This is a genomic window from Paraburkholderia podalyriae (assembly GCF_014397785.1).
Lineage (GTDB): Bacteria > Pseudomonadota > Gammaproteobacteria > Burkholderiales > Burkholderiaceae > Paraburkholderia > Paraburkholderia podalyriae.
On sequence record NZ_VZQQ01000010.1, the window covers coordinates 215,781 to 232,817 of the forward strand.

At 62.8% G+C, this 17,037-nt stretch carries 16 protein-coding genes, 1 tRNA gene and 1 pseudogene; 16 read left to right on the forward strand and 2 right to left on the reverse strand.

The window, feature by feature from the left end:
* Positions 1-27 precede the first annotated feature (27 nt).
* Together F6X42_RS14690 and aroC are read left to right on the forward strand one after the other, a co-directional pair.
* Positions 28-1,965 carry an MFS transporter gene (locus F6X42_RS14690; protein ID WP_187634914.1) on the forward strand — a complete coding sequence of 646 codons (1,938 nt, stop codon included), beginning with the start codon at positions 28-30 and terminating at the stop codon, positions 1,963-1,965.
* A 91-nt stretch (positions 1,966-2,056) separates the two neighbouring features.
* Positions 2,057-3,157 carry a chorismate synthase gene (gene aroC, locus F6X42_RS14695; RefSeq protein ID WP_187634915.1) on the forward strand — a complete coding sequence of 367 codons (1,101 nt, stop codon included), beginning with the start codon at positions 2,057-2,059 and terminating at the stop codon, positions 3,155-3,157.
* 172 nt (positions 3,158-3,329) lie between these two features.
* Here aroC and F6X42_RS14700 read toward each other — a convergent pair whose 3' ends face one another.
* Entirely contained in the window at positions 3,330-5,003 is a 1,674-nt protein-coding gene (locus F6X42_RS14700; RefSeq protein WP_187634916.1) for an electron transfer flavoprotein-ubiquinone oxidoreductase, read from the reverse strand.
* Between the two features lie 187 nt (positions 5,004-5,190).
* On the opposite strand from F6X42_RS14700, the gene F6X42_RS14705 reads away from it, so the two are divergent.
* Both F6X42_RS14705 and F6X42_RS14710 read left to right on the forward strand, forming a co-directional pair.
* The gene (locus F6X42_RS14705; protein WP_018421159.1) at positions 5,191-5,967 is read left to right on the forward strand and encodes an SDR family oxidoreductase; all 777 of its coding nucleotides are present in this window, start codon (positions 5,191-5,193) and stop codon (positions 5,965-5,967) included.
* A 55-nt stretch (positions 5,968-6,022) separates the two neighbouring features.
* Complete coding sequence (locus F6X42_RS14710) at positions 6,023-6,454, forward strand: acyl-CoA thioesterase (RefSeq protein WP_187634917.1); 432 nt, start codon at positions 6,023-6,025, stop codon at positions 6,452-6,454.
* 54 nt (positions 6,455-6,508) lie between these two features.
* On the opposite strand, the gene F6X42_RS14715 is transcribed toward F6X42_RS14710, so the two are convergent.
* Positions 6,509-7,054 carry a LuxR C-terminal-related transcriptional regulator gene (locus F6X42_RS14715; protein ID WP_187634918.1) on the reverse strand — a complete coding sequence of 182 codons (546 nt, stop codon included), beginning with the start codon at positions 7,052-7,054 and terminating at the stop codon, positions 6,509-6,511.
* Positions 7,055-7,273: 219 nt separating this feature from the next.
* On the opposite strand from F6X42_RS14715, the gene F6X42_RS14720 reads away from it, so the two are divergent.
* The 12 genes and pseudogenes from F6X42_RS14720 to rplT all read left to right on the forward strand — a co-directional run bounded on the left by F6X42_RS14720 (position 7,274) and on the right by rplT (position 16,951).
* Positions 7,274-7,978: a CoA transferase subunit A gene (locus tag F6X42_RS14720; protein WP_187634919.1), complete on the forward strand. Its 705-nt coding sequence runs from the start codon at positions 7,274-7,276 to the stop codon at positions 7,976-7,978.
* Positions 7,979-7,980: 2 nt separating this feature from the next.
* On the forward strand, positions 7,981-8,622 hold the full coding sequence (locus F6X42_RS14725) for a CoA transferase subunit B (RefSeq protein WP_187634920.1): 642 nt from the start codon (positions 7,981-7,983) through the stop codon (positions 8,620-8,622).
* A gap of 225 nt (positions 8,623-8,847) precedes the next feature.
* Positions 8,848-9,759, forward strand: coding sequence for an alpha/beta fold hydrolase (locus tag F6X42_RS14730; protein WP_187634921.1), 912 nt, complete (start codon positions 8,848-8,850; stop codon positions 9,757-9,759).
* A 79-nt stretch (positions 9,760-9,838) separates the two neighbouring features.
* Positions 9,839-10,192, forward strand: coding sequence for a RidA family protein (locus F6X42_RS14735; RefSeq protein ID WP_187634922.1), 354 nt, complete (start codon positions 9,839-9,841; stop codon positions 10,190-10,192).
* A gap of 69 nt (positions 10,193-10,261) precedes the next feature.
* The gene (locus F6X42_RS14740) at positions 10,262-12,505 is read left to right on the forward strand and encodes a RelA/SpoT family protein (protein WP_187634923.1); all 2,244 of its coding nucleotides are present in this window, start codon (positions 10,262-10,264) and stop codon (positions 12,503-12,505) included.
* A gap of 167 nt (positions 12,506-12,672) precedes the next feature.
* Positions 12,673-12,831 (forward strand): hypothetical protein, encoded by a 159-nt coding sequence (locus F6X42_RS45885; protein WP_376776368.1) that lies wholly within the window; start codon positions 12,673-12,675, stop codon positions 12,829-12,831.
* A 277-nt stretch (positions 12,832-13,108) separates the two neighbouring features.
* Positions 13,109-13,207: pseudogene (locus F6X42_RS46405) on the forward strand (DUF6429 family protein); the annotation flags it as partial.
* Positions 13,208-13,287: 80 nt separating this feature from the next.
* Positions 13,288-13,364 (forward strand) — tRNA-Val (locus tag F6X42_RS14750).
* A 255-nt stretch (positions 13,365-13,619) separates the two neighbouring features.
* A complete protein-coding gene (gene thrS / locus F6X42_RS14755) occupies positions 13,620-15,527 on the forward strand; it encodes a threonine--tRNA ligase (RefSeq protein ID WP_187634924.1) in 1,908 nt (635 codons plus the stop codon).
* A gap of 49 nt (positions 15,528-15,576) precedes the next feature.
* A complete protein-coding gene (infC, locus tag F6X42_RS14760; protein ID WP_075643713.1) occupies positions 15,577-16,101 on the forward strand; it encodes a translation initiation factor IF-3 in 525 nt (174 codons plus the stop codon).
* Between the two features lie 263 nt (positions 16,102-16,364).
* On the forward strand, positions 16,365-16,562 hold the full coding sequence (gene rpmI / locus F6X42_RS14765) for a 50S ribosomal protein L35 (RefSeq protein ID WP_027198217.1): 198 nt from the start codon (positions 16,365-16,367) through the stop codon (positions 16,560-16,562).
* A gap of 29 nt (positions 16,563-16,591) precedes the next feature.
* Positions 16,592-16,951 carry a 50S ribosomal protein L20 gene (gene rplT / locus F6X42_RS14770; protein ID WP_006052502.1) on the forward strand — a complete coding sequence of 120 codons (360 nt, stop codon included), beginning with the start codon at positions 16,592-16,594 and terminating at the stop codon, positions 16,949-16,951.
* Positions 16,952-17,037: the final 86 nt, after the last annotated feature.

Consider the following 17,037-nt stretch of genomic DNA (forward strand, 5'->3'; position numbering starts at 1 on the left):
ATTTTTCCGCGCCGTTCTCCAGACTTCATGAACGATCGTCCGTTGCCCGCCGCCCGCCGCGCCGCTCGCGCGCACGAAGCGCACGAATCCCAGTTCCGCCTGCTCGGCCAGCGCCGTTTCGCGCCGTTCTTCTGGACACAGTTTCTCGGCGCGATGAACGACAACGTGTTCAAGATCGGCTTTACGTCGCTCGTTACGTATCAGGCGGCGCGGTTTTCGGGCGTCGACCCGAAAACCGCGGCGTTCCTGATCTCCGCGATTTTCATTCTGCCGTTCGTGCTGTTCTCGGCCACTTCCGGCCAGATCGCCGACAAGTACGACAAGGCGTTGCTCACGCGCGTCGTCAAGACTTTCGAGATCGCGGTGATGCTGGTCGGCGGCGCGGGGTTCTGGCTGCATAGCGCGCCGTTGCTGTACCTGTGCACGTTCCTGATGGGCGTGCATTCGACCGTGTTCGGGCCGGTCAAGTACTCGTATTTGCCGCAGCATCTGTCGCAGGCGGAACTGGTCGGCGGCAACGGCATGGTCGAGATGGGCACCTTCGTCGCGATCCTGATTGGCACGATCGTCGGCGGCGCGGGCGCGGGGTTCGCCGAGCATGGCGCGGGGGTGCTGGCTTGCGCGTGTATCGCGATCGCGCTGCTCGGGCGTGTCGTGTCGGGCTTCGTGCCGGCTACGCCCGCGCCGCAGCCCGGCTTGCGCATCAACTGGAATCCGGTCAGCGAAACGTGGCGCAATCTGAAGCTCGCGCACGAGAACCGTACGGTGTTTCTGAGCCTGCTCGGCATTTCATGGCTGTGGTTCGTCGGCGCGACATTTCTCGCGTCGTTTTTCAACTTCGCGAAGGACGTGCTGTCCGCCGATCCCGACGTCGTGACCGTGCTGCTGGCCACGTTCTCGATCGGCATCGGCATTGGCTCGCTGCTGTGCGAACGGCTGTCGAAGCGCCGGATCGAGATCGGGCTCGTGCCGCTCGGCTCGATCGGCATCAGCGTGTTCGCGATCGATCTTTTTTTCGCCAGCCACGCGCTGCCGCCGGCGGGGCATTTGCTGAGCGTCGGCGAATTTCTCGCGCGGCTCGCGCATTGGCGCGTGCTCGCCGATCTGTTCCTGCTCGCGATGTTCGGCGGCTTCTACAGCGTGCCGCTGTATGCGCTGATCCAGAGCCGTAGTCAGCCGAGCCATCGCGCGCGCATCATCGCCGCGAACAATATCCTCAATTCGCTGTTCATGATCGTGTCGGCGCTGATGGCGATGGGCCTGACCGCAGCGGGCTTCGGCATTCCGGCGATCTTCCTCGTCACCGCGCTGCTGAACGTGGTCGTCGCGGGCTACATCTATTCGCTCGTGCCCGAGTTCCTGCTGCGCTTCATTGCGTGGCTGCTCGTGCATACGTTGTACCGGATCCGGCTCGTGCATGCGGAGCGGATTCCGGAGGAGGGCGCGGCGGTGCTCGTGTGCAACCACGTCAGTTTCGTCGATGCGATCGTCATCATGGCCGAAAGCCCGCGGCCGATCCGCTTCGTGATGGACCATCAGGTCTTCCGCTCGCCGGTCGTCGGCTGGCTGTTCCGGCACGCGAAGGCGATTCCGATCGCGCCGGCCCATCAGGACGCGGCGCTGCTCGCGCGCGCGTATGATCTGTGCGCGCAGGCGCTTGCGGCCGGCGAACTCGTCTGCATCTTTCCCGAAGGCAAGCTGACGCGCACGGGCGAGCTGAATCCATTTCGCCACGGCGTCGCCGACATCGTCAGGCGCACGCCGGCGCCGGTTATCCCGATGGCGCTGCGCGGTCTGTGGGGCAGCGTGTTCTCGCGCGCGGTCGATGCCCACTGGCCGCGTCCGCTCAGAAAAGGCGTGATGAGCCGGCTGAGCCTCGCGGTGGGCGAGCCGATCGACCCGGCGCTCGCGACGCCGGAGAAGCTGCAGCAGGTCGTGACCGAGCTGCGCGGCGCGCGGAAATAGCGGCCATCGCCATCGCCGTCGCCAGGCCCGGGCTTCGCGGCGAGCGGGCTGGCATAATGGCGTTCTCCCCGTATTTCTTTGGACGACGCTCATGTCCGGCAACACGCTCGGTACGCTTTTCACTGTCACGACCTTCGGCGAATCGCACGGCCCCGCTATCGGCTGTGTGATCGATGGCTGCCCGCCGGGCATGGCGCTCAACGAAGCCGACATCCAGTCGGAGCTCGATCGCCGCAAGCCGGGCACGTCGCGCCATGTGACGCAGCGCCAGGAAGAGGACAAGGTCGAGATCCTGTCAGGCGTGTTCGAAGATCAAACCACCGGCGCACCGATCGCGCTGCTGATCCGCAACACCGACCAGCGCAGCAAGGACTACGGCAACATCGCCGAGACGTTCCGCCCCGGCCATGCCGACTACACGTACTGGCAAAAATACGGCATTCGCGATTACCGCGGCGGCGGCCGCTCGTCGGCGCGGCTGACGGCGCCGACGGTCGCGGCTGGCGCGGTCGCGAAGAAGTGGCTGCGCGAGAAGTTTGGCACCGAGATTCGCGGGTATATGGCCGCGCTCGGCGAGATCGACGTGCCGTTCGTCGATTGGGCGCACGTGCGCGAAAACCCGTTCTTCGTGCCGAATGCGCAGATCGTTGCGCAACTCGAAGCGTATATGGACGCGCTGCGCAAGGACGGTGATTCGATCGGCGCACGCATCAACGTGGTCGCGTCCGGGGTGCCGGTCGGCCTAGGCGAGCCGCTGTTCGACCGCCTCGACGCCGACATCGCGCACGCGATGATGGGCATCAACGCGGTGAAGGGCGTCGAGATCGGCGCGGGTTTCGCGAGCGTCGCGCAACGCGGCTCGGTGCATGGCGACGAACTGACGCCGGAGGGTTTCGTCGGCAATCACGCGGGCGGTGTGCTCGGCGGTATTTCGACGGGGCAGGACATCACGGTGTCGATCGCGATCAAGCCGACCTCGAGCATTCGCACGCCGCGCCGTTCGATCGACAAGGCGGGGCAGCCGGCGGTCGTCGAAACCTTCGGGCGACACGACCCGTGCGTCGGCATTCGCGCGACGCCGATCGCCGAGTCGATGCTCGCGCTCGTGTTGATCGATCACGCGTTGCGTCATCGCGCGCAATGCGGCGACGTGGCCGTGAGCACGCCGAAGATCGCGGCAAGCGCGCCGTAACGCTGACGCGGCCCGGCGATTGGCGGTAAATGAGCCGCCAAAAAGAATAGGGAAGCGGACGAACGAAACGCGCAAGAAAGCGCGCAGACGAAAGCGCGAACGCGCCATCGGAATTTGCCTTCACGACGCTGCCGGTTATCGCACAGCACCGCGAAGGCAAGCAGCACACCCATCACATGTTCGGATAGTTGGGACCGCCGCCACCTTCCGGCGTGACCCACACGATATTCTGCGTCGGGTCCTTGATATCGCAGGTCTTGCAGTGCACGCAGTTCTGCGCATTGATGACGAGCCGCTCGCTGCCATCGTCGTTCTTGACGAACTCGTACACTGCGGCCGGGCAATAGCGCGACTCCGGTCCCGCATAGGTCTGCCAGTTCACGTTGACCGGCACGGTCGGATCTTTCAGCGTCAGGTGCGCCGGCTGATTCTCTTCATGATTCGTGTTCGAGATGAACACCGAAGACAACCGGTCGAACGTGAGCTTGCCGTCCGGCTTCGGATACGTGATCGGCTTGCACTGCGACGCCGGCTTCAGCATCTCGTGATCCCAATGCTGATGATGGAGCGTCCACGGCACGTTGCCGCCGAGCAGCTTCTGCTCGAGACCGACCATCAGCGTGCCGAGGTACAGACCCTTGCTCATCCACTGCTTGAAGTTGCGCGCGCGGTACAACTCGGTGTAGAGCCACGAGGTCTTGAAGGACTCCGGGTAGGCAGTGAGTTCATCGTTATGACGGCCAGCCTGTACCGCTTCGAAAGCAGCGTCGGCCGCGAGCATGCCGGTCTTGATCGCCGCATGCGAACCCTTGATGCGCGATGCGTTGAGGAAGCCCGCATCGTCGCCGACCAGCGCACCGCCCGGGAACACCAGCTTCGGCAGCGACATCAGGCCGCCTGCGGTAATCGCCCGCGCGCCGTACGACACGCGTTTGCCGCCTTCGAGAATCGCGCGGATCGCCGGATGCGTCTTGTAGCGCTGGAACTCCTCGAACGGTGACAGATACGGATTCCTATAACCCAGACCGACCACGAAGCCCACCACCACCTGGTTGTTGTCCATGTGATAGAGGAACGAGCCGCCATACGTGTCGTTTTCGAGCGGCCAGCCGGCCGTATGCATCACCAGACCCGGCTTGTGCTTCGCGGGATCGATTTCCCACAACTCCTTGATGCCGAGGCCATAGACCTGCGGATCGGCGCCGTCGCGCAGCTTGAACCGGTCGTTAAGCTGACGGCCGAGGTGGCCGCGCGCGCCTTCGCAGAACAGCGTGTACTTCGCGTGCAGTTCCATGCCGAGCTGGAAGTTCTCGGTCGGCTGGCCGTCCTTGCCGATGCCGAGGTTGCCGGTCGCGACGCCCTTGACCGAGCCGTCGTCGTTGTACAGCACTTCAGCGGCGGGAAAGCCGGGAAAGATTTCGACACCGAGCGCCTCGGCCTGCTGACCCAGCCAGCGCGTCACGTTCGCGAGGCTGATCACGTAGTTGCCGTGGTTCTTGAAATTGTCCGGCAGCGCCCAGTTCGGCACGCTCTTCGCGCCCGTTTCCGACAGAAACAGGAAGCGGTCCTCGGTCACGTCGACCGTCAGCGGCGCGCCTTTTTCCTTCCAGTCAGGAATCAGTTCATTCAACGCACGCGGATCCATCACGGCGCCCGACAGGATATGCGCCCCGATCTCCGAGCCTTTTTCCAGCACGCACACGCCAAGCTCGACGCCTTGTTCGGCAGCGCGCTGCTTCAGACGAATGGCGGCCGACAGGCCCGCAGGGCCGCCGCCGACGATCACGACGTCATACTCCATCGACTCGCGCGGGCCGTGCTGCTCAATGAGACTTGCGGGGGTCATTGATGCTCCTCTTACCGTTAGAATACTTTTTTCGGGTTCGTATTGTGGGCGTTCGATCCCAGTGCCGCAACCCAAAAGCCAAAGATTAGCACGATCGTACTATTTAATGACACGGTATCGACCCTTAGTGGCGGTCCTACCGAACCCCGTCAACCGCAGTTGTCATACAACCGAACAAGGAAAGACAATGGGCCGTTCGATCAATCTGGAAGGCAAGGTCGCGCTGATTACGGGCGCTTCGAGCGGGTTGGGCAAGCGCTTCGCGCAGGTACTGTCGCAGGCGGGTGCAAAGGTCGTGCTGGCGAGCCGACGAACGGAGCGGCTGAAGGAGCTGCGCGCGGAAATCGAGGCGTCCGGCGGCGCCGCGCATGTCGTGTCGCTCGACGTGACCGACTATCAGAGCATCAAGTCGGCGGTCGCGCACGCGGAGACCGAGGCTGGCACGATCGATATCCTCGTCAATAACTCGGGCGTGTCGACCACGCAAAAGCTGTCCGAGGTCACGCCAGCGGACTTCGAATATGTGTTCGACACGAATACGCGCGGCGCGTTTTTCGTCGCGCAGGAAGTCGCCAAGCGCATGATCATGCGCGGCAACAACGCGCAGAAGCCGTCGTACCGGATCATCAACATCGCGTCGATGGCGGGCTTGCGCGTGCTGCCGCAAATCGGCCTGTATTCGATGAGCAAGGCGGCGGTCGTTCACATGACGAAAGCGATGGCGCTCGAATGGGGCAAGCACGGCATCAATGTGAACGCGATCTGCCCGGGGTATATCGATACCGAGATCAACCATCACCACTGGTCGACCGATCAGGGGCAGAAACTCGTTGCGATGCTGCCGCGTCATCGGGTGGGCAAGCCGGAGGATCTCGACGGGCTGCTGCTGCTGCTCGCGGCGGACGAATCGCAGTTCATCAACGGCTCGGTGATCGTCGCCGACGACGGTTTCGGGCTCGCGTGAGCGGGTCGTCCAAGGTTTCAAAAGTCAGGAAGCAAAGGAAGAACGGAAGTACAGAATGAGCGATTTTCACGCAGTCTTCGAAATGACGATGCCGATCCGCTGGGGTGACATGGACGCCTTCGGTCACGTGAACAACACGGTCTATTTCCGCTACATGGAGCAGGTGCGGATCTCGTGGTTCGAGCACATGGACTTTCTCGACCAGCGCATGGACGGGCAAGGGCCGGTGATCGTCAATGCGTCGATGGAGTTTCTGAGGCAACTGCACTATCCGGGCGACGTGATCGGCCGGATGTCGGTGGCGACGCCGGGGCGCAGCAGCTTCGATACGGCTTTCGAGCTGCTGCGCGCCGATGAACCGGAAACGCTCTATGCGCGGGGCGCCGCGCGATGCGTGTGGATCGATTACGCGGGCGGCAAGTCGATGCCGGTGCCCGACGTGCTGCGCGCGGCCATCGAGGGCGCGGCGCTCGTCAAGGCGGCCTGAGCGCGCGGCCAGTGCGGCCTGGTGCGCGACCGCGCGCCGCCAACTCCCTCTCTGTCAATTGCCGAGCAGCCGCTGCAACAGCTCGGTCGCATTGCCTGTGCCGTATTTGCGCATGAGCCTTGCGCGGTAGACGTCTACCGTGCGCGGGCTGATGTCGAGCACGCGGCCGATCTGCTTGCTGGTTTTACCGGTGACCAGTTGCGCGGCGATTTCGCGCTCGCGCGGCGTGAGCTCCACCGCGACGCGCCGGGTCGCGCTCAGATCCTCGAAGGTCCAGACGCCCGCCGCGTGCGGGTCGGTGCGCCGCTGCGCGCGGCCCGTCACGTGACACCAGAACAGCTCGCCGTTCGCGCGCTTCATGATGCGATCGTCCGCGTAGCTGCCTTGCGCGGTCATGATCGGCGGAATGCGCACGCCGATGCGCTCGAACTCATCCGCCGATGGATACAACACCTGGAACGACTGGCCGATCAGCGCGTCGCGCGCATAGCCGAAAATCGACGCGAGCTGGTCGTTGCAGTCTTCGATGGTCCGTTCGCGCGACAGCGCGAGTCCGATCGGCGCGAGGTGAAACGCAGTGCGGTAATCCAGGGCGGGCATGGGCGGGCGGTAAGTACTTATGTATTTTTGCGTATTGTGCCGTATGGTGGGCCCAGCGTACTCTTCCGGGCAGATGACAGCGCGGCGCTTGCCGCGTATGACTAGAATGACGTAGCGGTATCGCGAGGCGGCGTTAAGTTCGCCAGTTGCGATATCAGCCGCAATGATCCGGCGGCAGGCGTACAGGTTTCGGGTTTCCATAGAGGAAGGGACATTCAGATGAACAAGGTCTATCCAGGCGCCGCCGAGGCGCTGAAGGACATCGTCAAGGACGGGCAGACGTTCGCCGTCGGCGGCTTCGGATTGTGCGGCATTCCTGAGGCGCTGATCGTGGCGCTGCGCGATTCGAAGGTGCAGGGCATCACGTGCATCAGCAACAACGCGGGCGTCGACGGTTTCGGCCTTGGCCTGCTGCTCGAGACTCGCCAGATCAAGAAGATGATCTCGTCGTACGTCGGCGAGAACAAGGAGTTCGAGCGCCAGTATCTGGCCGGCGAACTCGAGCTTGAATTCACGCCGCAAGGCACGCTCGCCGAGAAGCTGCGCGCGGGCGGCGCGGGGATCCCCGCGTTTTTCACCAATACCGGCTACGGCACGCAGATCGCCGAGGGCAAGGAAACCCGCCAGTTCGGCGCGAACTACTACGTGCTCGAACATTCGCTGACCGCCGACATCGCGCTCGTCAAGGCATGGAAGGCCGACAAGTCTGGCAACCTGATCTATCGCCGCACCGCGCGCAACTTCAATCCGATGTGCGCGATGGCCGGCCGCATCACCGTCGCTGAAGTCGAAGAGATCGTCGAAGTGGGCGAGCTCGATCCCGACGCGATCCACACGCCTGGCATCTTCGTGCAGCGCATCGTGCTGAATGCGCATCCGGAAAAACGCATCGAACAACGCATCGTCCGCGCGAAAGGAGACTGATCATGGCATGGACTCGTGAGGAAATGGCCGCGCGCGCGGCGAAGGAACTGCAGGACGGCTTTTACGTGAACCTCGGCATTGGCCTGCCCACGCTGGTCGCGAACCACGTGCCGCCGGGCGTCGAGGTGTGGCTGCAGTCGGAGAACGGCCTGCTCGGCATCGGCCCGTCGCCGACCGAAGACGAAGTCGACGCCGACCTGATCAACGCCGGCAAGCAGACGGTGACGACGCTGCCGGGTTCGTCGATTTTCTCGTCGGCGGATTCGTTCGCGATGATTCGCGGCGGCCACGTCAATCTGGCGATTCTCGGCGCGATGCAGATCAGCAAGAAGGGCGATCTCGCGAACTGGATGATCCCGGGCAAGATGATCAAGGGCATGGGCGGCGCGATGGACCTGGTCGCGGGCGTCAAGCGCGTGGTCGTGCTGATGGAGCACGTCGCGAAAGGCGATCAGCACAAGATCCTCGAAGAATGCACGCTGCCGCTGACGGGCGTGGGTGTGGTCGACGAGATCATCACCGATCTCGGTGTGATCGAAGTGACCGAAAACGGCCTGAAGGTGACCGAACTCGCGCCCGGCGTGAGCGTCGACGAAATCAGGGCGAAGACCGGCGCGCCGCTCGATGTGAGCGCGGTGAGCTGACGCGGTTCAAACGCGCCGCGCGAGTCGATGCGACGGCGCGGCGGCAACGGTGCCGTTCGGACGGGCGAGGCGTGAGTCTCGCCCGTTTTGTTTTTGCGCGCGGCACCGGATGCGCGGGGCGGTTGAGTCGATCTTCCTAAGCCTTCTGGCCGATGCTTGCTGCGCGACGAAGCGGTTTACAATCGTTCGCAGGCCCAATCCGCGGCGCCATTGCAAGGATCCCGTATGACCGCAACGACCTCCGCTTCCACCGTCGGGCGGCCCGCGCCGCGTCAACGTTACGTGCAGTGCGCGAGCGCTGCCGGCCTGCATCGCGTCGCCTACACCGAGTGGGGCGAACCGGACAATCCGCGCGTGCTGCTATGCGTGCACGGACTCACGCGATCGGGGCGCGATTTCGACCGCCTCGCCGCCGACTTCGCCGGGACCTATCGCGTGGTCTGCCCGGACGTGGTCGGCCGGGGCTTGTCGTCGTGGCTCGCGAACCCCAACTTGTACGCGGTGCCGCAGTACGTCGCCGACATGGTCACGCTGATCGCGCGGCTCGATGTCGACACCGTCGACTGGTTCGGCACCTCGATGGGCGGCCTGATCGGCATGGGGCTCGCCGGTCTGCCGCATACGCCGATCCGCAAGCTGCTGCTGAACGACGTCGGGCCGCATCTCGAGCCGGCCGCGGTCAAGCGCATCGGCGATTACCTCGGCAAGCCCGCGCGCTTCGATACGCTGCAGCAGGGTGTCGACTACGCCGCGCAGCTCGCGCAGAGCTTCGGCCCGCTGACGCCGGACGAATGGCGCGAAATCAATACGCCGTTGCTGCGCGAGGAGGGCGGCGGGTGGGTGTTGCGCTATGACCCGCGCATCGCGCAGCCGTTCGCCGCGGTCACCGAGGAAGCGGCGAAGCAGGGCGAGGCGGCGCTGTGGCATTCGCTCGCGTCGTTCCAGGGGCCGGTGCTCGTGGTGCGCGGCGAGCAGTCGGATTTGCTGTCGCGTGAAACGATCGCGAAGATGGTGGCGACCGGGCGTGCGGTATCGAGCGTGGAAATCGCGGGCGTCGGGCATGCGCCGGCGTTTCTGGAGGCTGACCAGATCGCGCTCGCGCGGGAGTTCTTCGGTCCAGCCGCGAACGCGTCATAATATTGAGTTCAGCATGACGCTGCGATTGGCAGTGTCGTGCGGGATGCGGTTCGACTAACCCCTCAGCTCAGGACTTTTCATGGCAGTCATTCGTTACCACGTCGGCAAGCGTCTTTCGGAAATGGCCGTGCACAACGGCACCGCGTACCTCGCGGGTCAGATCGCCGAAGACGACGATCAGGACATCACCGGCCAGACGCGCGAAGTGCTCGGCCACATCGACCGTCTGCTCGCTGCAGCGAACAGCGACAAATCGCTGCTGCTGTCGGTGCAGATCTATATCTCGGACATGGTGCATTTCGCCGGCATGAACGCCGTGTGGGACGAGTGGGTCGCGCAGGGCGATACGCCGCCGCGCGCAACCGTCGAGGCCAAGCTCGCGAATCCGAAGTGCCTCGTCGAAATCGTCGTGATCGCCGCGCAGCGCAGCTGAGTCGCGGTCGTCAGGCAGCATCGTTGTTGATTTTCCGTTGAATCGTCTGGCCCGGCGGGCCGTCGCACTATGAACACCGAAACCGTTTCGAACGCGCCTCATCCCCATCGTTCCTTCGACGAAGCGATGGCGTTCGTGCGCGAACATGCGGGTGACGTGCGGCTGTCGTCGGGCGAATTGCTCGCGGATCACGCGGCGGGCACCGCGTCGATCATGCGCAAGCTCAACGTCGACCCGCCGGCTGTGCTGGCCGCGGCGCTGTTTGCGTTGACACCGCATCTGCGCGATCCGGAGCGCGTGATCGCGGACAACTTCGGCGAAGAGGTCGCGCAACTGGTCGGCGACGTACGCAAGCTGCTGCGCCTCGGCACGGTCAGTCTGCGTGCGGCGCAAAACGCGATGCCCGAGGCCGGGCGTGACGCGCAGGCCGCGCGTCGCGCGCAGGTCGAGGCGCTGCGCAAAATGTTGCTCGCGTTCGCGCAGGACATTCGCGTCGTGCTGATCCGCCTCGCCTCGCGGCTGCAGACACTGCGCTACTACGCGGCGGCGAAGATCACGCCGTCGCCCGACGTCGCACGCGAAACGCTTGATATCTACGCGCCGCTTGCGAACCGCCTTGGCATCTGGCAATTGAAGTGGGAACTCGAAGACCTCGCGTTCCGTTTCGAGGAGCCGGACACCTACAGGCGCGTGGCGAAGTTGCTCGACGAGAAGCGCGTCGAGCGCGAGAGCTATGTCGCGCAGGCGATCGAACGCCTGCAGCAGGAGCTGGCCGCCGCGCATATCCGCGCGGAAGTGAGCGGTCGGCCGAAGCATATCTACAGCATCTGGCGCAAGATGCGCGGCAAGGAGCTCGAGTTCGCCGAGTTGTACGACGTGCGCGCGTTTCGCGTGATCGTGCCGGACGTCAAGGACTGCTACACCGTGCTCGGCATCGTGCACAACCTGTGGCAGCCGGTGCCGAAGGAATTCGACGACTACATCTCACGGCCGAAGCCTAACGGCTACAAGTCACTGCACACGGTCGTGATCGGCGACGACGGCCGTGCGTTCGAAGTGCAGATCCGCACGCAGGAAATGCATCGCTTCGCCGAATACGGCGTGGCCGCGCACTGGCGCTACAAGGAAGCGGGCGCGCGCGGCTATGGCGGCACGTTCAGCGCGAACGAGAAATACGACGAGAAGATCGCATGGCTGCGGCAGCTGCTCGCGTGGAAGGACGAGGTGTCCGAGGGCGAGCACGGCGAAGCGACTGCGGCGCGGCCGTGGGAGCAGTTGCGCCAGGCCACGCTCGACGACGATCACATCTACGTGCTGACGCCGCAGGCGCGCGTGATTCCGTTGCCGCACGGCGCGACGCCGATCGACTTCGCGTATCACCTGCACAGCGAGCTTGGGCATCGCTGCCGCGGCGCGCGCATCGACGGTGTGATGGTGCCGCTCAACACGCCATTGCAGAACGGCCAGACGGTCGAGATCGTGGCGGTGAAGGAGGGCGGTCCGTCGCGCGACTGGCTCAATCCGCAGCTCGGCTATCTGCAAAGCTCGCGCGCGCGGCAGAAGGTGCGCGCGTGGTTCAACGCGGTCGAGTTACAGGAGCACATCGCGAACGGTCGCGCGATGGTCGAAAAAACCCTGCAGCGCGAGGGCAAGACCTCGGTCAATCTCGATCAGCTGGCTACGCGGCTCGGCTTCAAGGCCACCGACGATCTGTTCTCCGTGGTCGGCAAGGAGGAGTTCAGCTTGAGGCTCGTCGAGCAGGCGCTGCAGGATGCGCCGCCGCCCGAGCCCGAGGTCGATGCGCCGGAGAAATTCGAGAAACGCAGCAGCGGCGCGAGCGTTGCGCGCGGCGCATCCACGGGGGTGCTGGTGGTCGGCGTCGATGCGTTGCTCACACAACTCGCGCGCTGCTGCCGGCCAGCACCGCCCGACGACATCTGCGGATTCGTGACGCGCGGCAAGGGCATGTCGGTTCATCGCAGCGACTGCGCGACGTTCCGCCGCATGGCGGAGCGCGCGCCGGAGCGCGTGCTGCAGACAGCGTGGTCGGCGGACGTGATGAGCGGCCGCGGCCACTCCGTCTACCCGGTCGACCTCAGTATCGAGGCGACGGACCGGCAAGGTCTGCTGCGCGATATCTCCGAAGTATTCGCGCGGGAAAAGATGAACGTGATCGGCGTGAAGACGCAATCGCGCCGCAATGCCGCGTTCATGCAATTTACCGTCGAGGTGTCGAGCTCCGTGCAGATTCAGCGAGCGTGCACGCTGCTGGGCGAGATCACGGGTGTGGTGCGGGCGACGCGCAAGAACTGAGGCGCAGGCGATTGTAAAAAGGGCTGGCGGTGCGCTGAGTTGTAACTTCATTGAATAATTTGCCGTCTGTAGTGCCGTGTAGTGAATGCCACGGACTCGAAGAGGCGGCGATGAGCGGAAGACCCAAGGCGAAACTCGAGCTGAGCGAAGCTGAGTGCGAGCAACTCATGGCCCTGACGATGCGCCGCAAAACAGCGCAGGCGGCGGCATTGCGAGCGCGGATCGTGCTGGCCTGCGCCGATGGCATCGACAACAAGACTGTCGCGGCGAAACTGCGAGTCACGCAGCAAACACAACTACGGTACGCACAAGACGCCTTCGATTAAAAACTGGTTCACTCGTCATCCGCGCTTCCAGTTTTCACCTCGACTTCCGCGTCGTAGCTCAATCAGGTCGAACGCTGATTCGCCAGGCTCACTGAGGAGTACATTCGACGTGGCACGCATCGCTCGACACGGCAACTTGAAGAGGCGATCCGGCATTACCTCGATGTCTGTAACGCGGAGCCTCTCGGCCGTTCACCTAGAGCAAATCGGCCGACGAAATTCTCGGCAGCCTCGAACGGTTTTGCGCGCGGGTCCAAAGAGTCTCGGAATGGACGCCATGGACATCAACACCGCCGCCATTGACGATGCCGTCCTCGCGCTCCTCTACTTGACCCTGCATGACCATAACCGTGCCTGGAAGAACTTCGATTGGGACACTGGCGGCGCGAGGAATTAAAGCCGCTGCATAAAAGTGCTTGCCAAGCTGCGCTGTACCCCATATAATCCCGGTTCTTCAGGCTCGTAGCTCAGCTGGTTAGAGCACCACCTTGACATGGTGGGGGTCGTTGGTTCGAGTCCAATCGAGCCTACCAACGAAAATGAAATCCCGGGCCTCGTCGGGGTTTCGCAAACTGCAGTAAGCGCTTTGAGCGCAAAAAGGCGAATACGGTTATGACACCGCGAACGTTGACCGAAACCACTTCGGAGCGACGCTAGTCGAGGACCAATTTCGCCAGTGAAGTTTGCATAAAATGTGAATGCGGCCCCTCGAAAGCGGGGCCGCATTTTTTTTATCTTTTTGACCTTGGTTGTATGTGCCGCCGCCGGTCGGCACCACGGAGAACGCAATGGTTTCGATACGTTTGCCTGACGGTTCTGTTCGACAGTACGAGCATCCGGTGACCGTCGCCGAAGTGGCCGCCTCGATCGGCCCCGGTCTCGCGAAAGCCGCGCTCGCCGGCAAGATCGACGGGGAGCTGGTCGATACGTCCATGCTGATCGATCACGACGTGGCGCTCGCCATCGTCACGGAGAAGGACGCAGACGGTCTCGATATCATCCGCCACTCGACGGCGCACCTGCTCGCGTACGCGGTGAAGGATCTGTACCCGGAAGCGCAGGTCACGATCGGCCCGGTCATTGACAACGGTTTCTATTACGACTTCTCCTACAACCGTCCTTTCACGCCGGAAGATCTCGAAAAGATCGAAAAGCGCATGCAGGAACTCTCGAAGAAGGACGAGCCGGTGTCGCGTCGCGTGGTGTCGCGCGACGAAGCGGTCGAGTACTTCAAGAGCATCGGCGAAAAGTACAAGGCCGAGATCATCGAATCGATCCCCGCTAGCGACGAAATCAGGCTGTACTCGCATGGCGGCTTCACGGACCTGTGCCGCGGTCCGCACGTGCCGTCCACCGGCAAGCTGAAGGTCTTCAAGCTGATGAAAGTCGCGGGCGCGTACTGGCGCGGCGACTCGAAGAACGAGCAACTGCAGCGCATTTACGGCACGGCTTGGACGAAGAAGGAAGACCAGGAAGCGTATCTCCACATGCTTGAAGAAGCCGAGAAGCGCGACCATCGCAAGCTTGGCAAGCAGCTCGACCTGTTCCACATGCAGGACGAGTCGCCGGGCATGGTGTTCTGGCATCCGCGCGGCTGGACGCTGTGGCAGCAAGTCGAGCAGTACATGCGCCGCCGTGTGAACGACGCCGGCTACCTTGAAATCAAGACGCCGTTGATCATGGACCGCTCACTGTGGGAAGCGTCGGGTCACTGGCAGAACTATCGTGAAAACATGTTTACGACGGAATCGGAAAAGCGCGACTACGCGATCAAGCCGATGAACTGCCCCGGTCACGTGCAGGTGTTCAACCACGGTCTGCGCTCGTATCGCGATCTGCCGCTGCGTTACGCGGAGTTCGGGTCGTGCCATCGGAACGAATCGTCGGGCGCGCTGCATGGACTGATGCGTGTGCGCGGCTTCGTGCAGGACGACGCGCATATTTTTTGTACCGAAGATCAGTTCATCAGCGAATCGATCGCGTTTAACACGCTGGCAATGAGCGTCTACCGCGACTTCGGCTTCGATAACGTCGAGATCAAGCTGTCGCTGCGCCCGGATGCGCGCGCCGGCACCGACGATACGTGGGATCGCGCGGAGCAGGGTCTGCGCGAGGCGCTGACGGCCTGCGGAGTCACGTGGGAAGAGCTGCCCGGCGAGGGCGCGTTCTACGGCCCGAAGGTCGAGTATCACATCAAGGACGCGCTCGGCCGTTCGTGGCAGTGCGGTACGCTGCAGCTCGACATGGTATTGCCGGAGCGGCTGGGTGCTGAGTACGTCGCTGAAGACAACAGCCGCCGTCGCCCGATCATGCTGCACCGGGCGATTGTCGGATCGATGGAGCGTTTCCTCGGGATTTTGATCGAGCACCATGCGGGTGCAATGCCCGCATGGCTCGCGCCGATGCAGGTCGTTGTGATGAATATCGCGGAAAGTCAGGCCGAATATGCGCAGGCGCTAGCCCAATCGTTGCAAAAACAAGGGGTTAGAGTCGAGGCCGATTTGCGCAACGAGAAGATTAGCTATAAAATACGAGAGCACACGCTGGAAAAGGTCCCCTACCTGCTAGTGGTTGGTGACAAGGAGCGTGAAGCGCAAACGGTAGCCGTGCGTGCCCGTGGTGGTGTCGATATGGGTGTGATGCCTGTCGACGCCTTCATTGAGCGTCTGCGCCAGGACGTGCAGTCGTTCAACTGAACCACTCGGTACCCCGGCTCGTTTTTTTAATTTTTAGAGGAAACGTAACATCGCTACTGATAAGTCTGCGCACCGCATCAACGGTGAAATTACAGCACCCGAGGTGCGACTGGTCGGCGTCGAGAACGAACCGCTCGGCATCGTGAAACTCGCTGATGCGTTCCGAATGTCGGAACAGCAGGACGTGGATCTGGTCGAAATCGCTCCGCAAGCGGTTCCGCCGGTTTGCCGCTTGATGGACTACGGCAAGTTCAAGTACCAGGAAGCGAAGAAGCAACACGAGGCCAAGCTCAAGCAGAAGGTTATCCAGGTCAAGGAAGTCAAATTCCGCCCGGGTACCGACGACGGTGATTACAACGTCAAACTGCGCAACCTCGTGCGCTTCCTCGAAGATGGCGACAAGACGAAAATCACGTTGCGTTTCCGTGGCCGTGAAATGGCTCACCAGGAAATCGGCATGCGCATGCTCGAACGCCTGCGCACCGACCTCGACGAAGTCGGTCAGGTCGAGCAGATGCCGAAAATGGAAGGGCGCCAGATGATCATGGTGCTTGCTCCGAAGAAAAAGAAGTAAGTGAATCAGTTGGCCGGAGCGACGGCGCGCCATGTGGCGCGCGCTCCGGTGTCGTGAATTTGTTTGACGCTGTGCCGGGTCCTGGATGCCCGGCGCCGTGTTGGAAGGTTTCGGAACGGTGCGCATGCAATTGCGCAGTCGTTCCCGAAAAGCGTCCGCTAGCGGTATCGGCGGTCTGCATACCAAGTGGAATGGGTTTCGAAGGGCGGGAATTGGCCATCTGGCTGACCGCACACCCATGTCCATCTAATAATGGAGTTGTCATGCCGAAGATGAAGACCAAGAAGAGCGCTGCAAAGCGCTTCGTGGTGCGTCCGGGCGGTACCGTCAAACGCGGTCAGGCCTTCAAGCGTCACATTCTTACCAAGAAGTCCACCAAGAACAAACGCCATCTGCGTGGCTCCACGGCAGTTCATGATTCCGATCTGAACTCCGTTCGCGCGATGCTGCCGTTCGCTTAACCCTTAACCGACACTCATAGGAGCGAAATATGCCTCGAGTAAAACGTGGGGTTACCGCACGGGCCCGTCACAAGAAGATCATCAAGCTGGCCAAGGGTTACCGCGGCCGTCGCAATAACGTCTATCGCATCGCCAAGCAGGCGGTCATGCGCGCAGGCCAGTACGCCTACCGCGACCGCCGCAACAAGAAGCGTGTGTTCCGCGCACTGTGGATCACGCGTATCAACGCGGCGGTGCGTCAACACGACATGACGTACAGCGTGTTCATCAACGGCCTGAAGAAGGCGTCGATCGAACTGGACCGCAAGGTGCTGGCCGACATGGCTGTGTTCGACAAGGCTGCTTTTGCTGCGATCGTTCAGCAGGTGAAAGCCGCCGTTGCAGCCTGATTGCGCTTCTGGCAATTAAAACTGCGTGGTTCGTTGCAGCGAACATCCGGTAGTCTCGGTGACGCTGCAACAAAAACGGGGCTCCT

Excerpts from the sequence above, each read along its gene's own strand:
- F6X42_RS14690 (WP_187634914.1), top strand. The coding sequence starts at position 28 with ATGAACGATCGTCCGTTGCCCGCCGCCCGCCGCGCCGCTCGCGCGCAC.
- aroC (WP_187634915.1), top strand. The coding sequence starts at position 2,057 with ATGTCCGGCAACACGCTCGGTACGCTTTTCACTGTCACGACCTTCGGC.
- F6X42_RS14700 (WP_187634916.1), bottom strand. The coding sequence starts at position 5,003 with ATGACCCCCGCAAGTCTCATTGAGCAGCACGGCCCGCGCGAGTCGATG.
- F6X42_RS14705 (WP_018421159.1), top strand. The coding sequence starts at position 5,191 with ATGGGCCGTTCGATCAATCTGGAAGGCAAGGTCGCGCTGATTACGGGC.
- F6X42_RS14710 (WP_187634917.1), top strand. The coding sequence starts at position 6,023 with ATGAGCGATTTTCACGCAGTCTTCGAAATGACGATGCCGATCCGCTGG.
- F6X42_RS14715 (WP_187634918.1), bottom strand. The coding sequence starts at position 7,054 with ATGCCCGCCCTGGATTACCGCACTGCGTTTCACCTCGCGCCGATCGGA.
- F6X42_RS14720 (WP_187634919.1), top strand. The coding sequence starts at position 7,274 with ATGAACAAGGTCTATCCAGGCGCCGCCGAGGCGCTGAAGGACATCGTC.
- F6X42_RS14725 (WP_187634920.1), top strand. The coding sequence starts at position 7,981 with ATGGCATGGACTCGTGAGGAAATGGCCGCGCGCGCGGCGAAGGAACTG.
- F6X42_RS14730 (WP_187634921.1), top strand. The coding sequence starts at position 8,848 with ATGACCGCAACGACCTCCGCTTCCACCGTCGGGCGGCCCGCGCCGCGT.
- F6X42_RS14735 (WP_187634922.1), top strand. The coding sequence starts at position 9,839 with ATGGCAGTCATTCGTTACCACGTCGGCAAGCGTCTTTCGGAAATGGCC.
- F6X42_RS14740 (WP_187634923.1), top strand. The coding sequence starts at position 10,262 with ATGAACACCGAAACCGTTTCGAACGCGCCTCATCCCCATCGTTCCTTC.
- F6X42_RS45885 (WP_376776368.1), top strand. The coding sequence starts at position 12,673 with ATGGCCCTGACGATGCGCCGCAAAACAGCGCAGGCGGCGGCATTGCGA.
- thrS (WP_187634924.1), top strand. The coding sequence starts at position 13,620 with ATGGTTTCGATACGTTTGCCTGACGGTTCTGTTCGACAGTACGAGCAT.
- rpmI (WP_027198217.1), top strand. The coding sequence starts at position 16,365 with ATGCCGAAGATGAAGACCAAGAAGAGCGCTGCAAAGCGCTTCGTGGTG.
- rplT (WP_006052502.1), top strand. The coding sequence starts at position 16,592 with ATGCCTCGAGTAAAACGTGGGGTTACCGCACGGGCCCGTCACAAGAAG.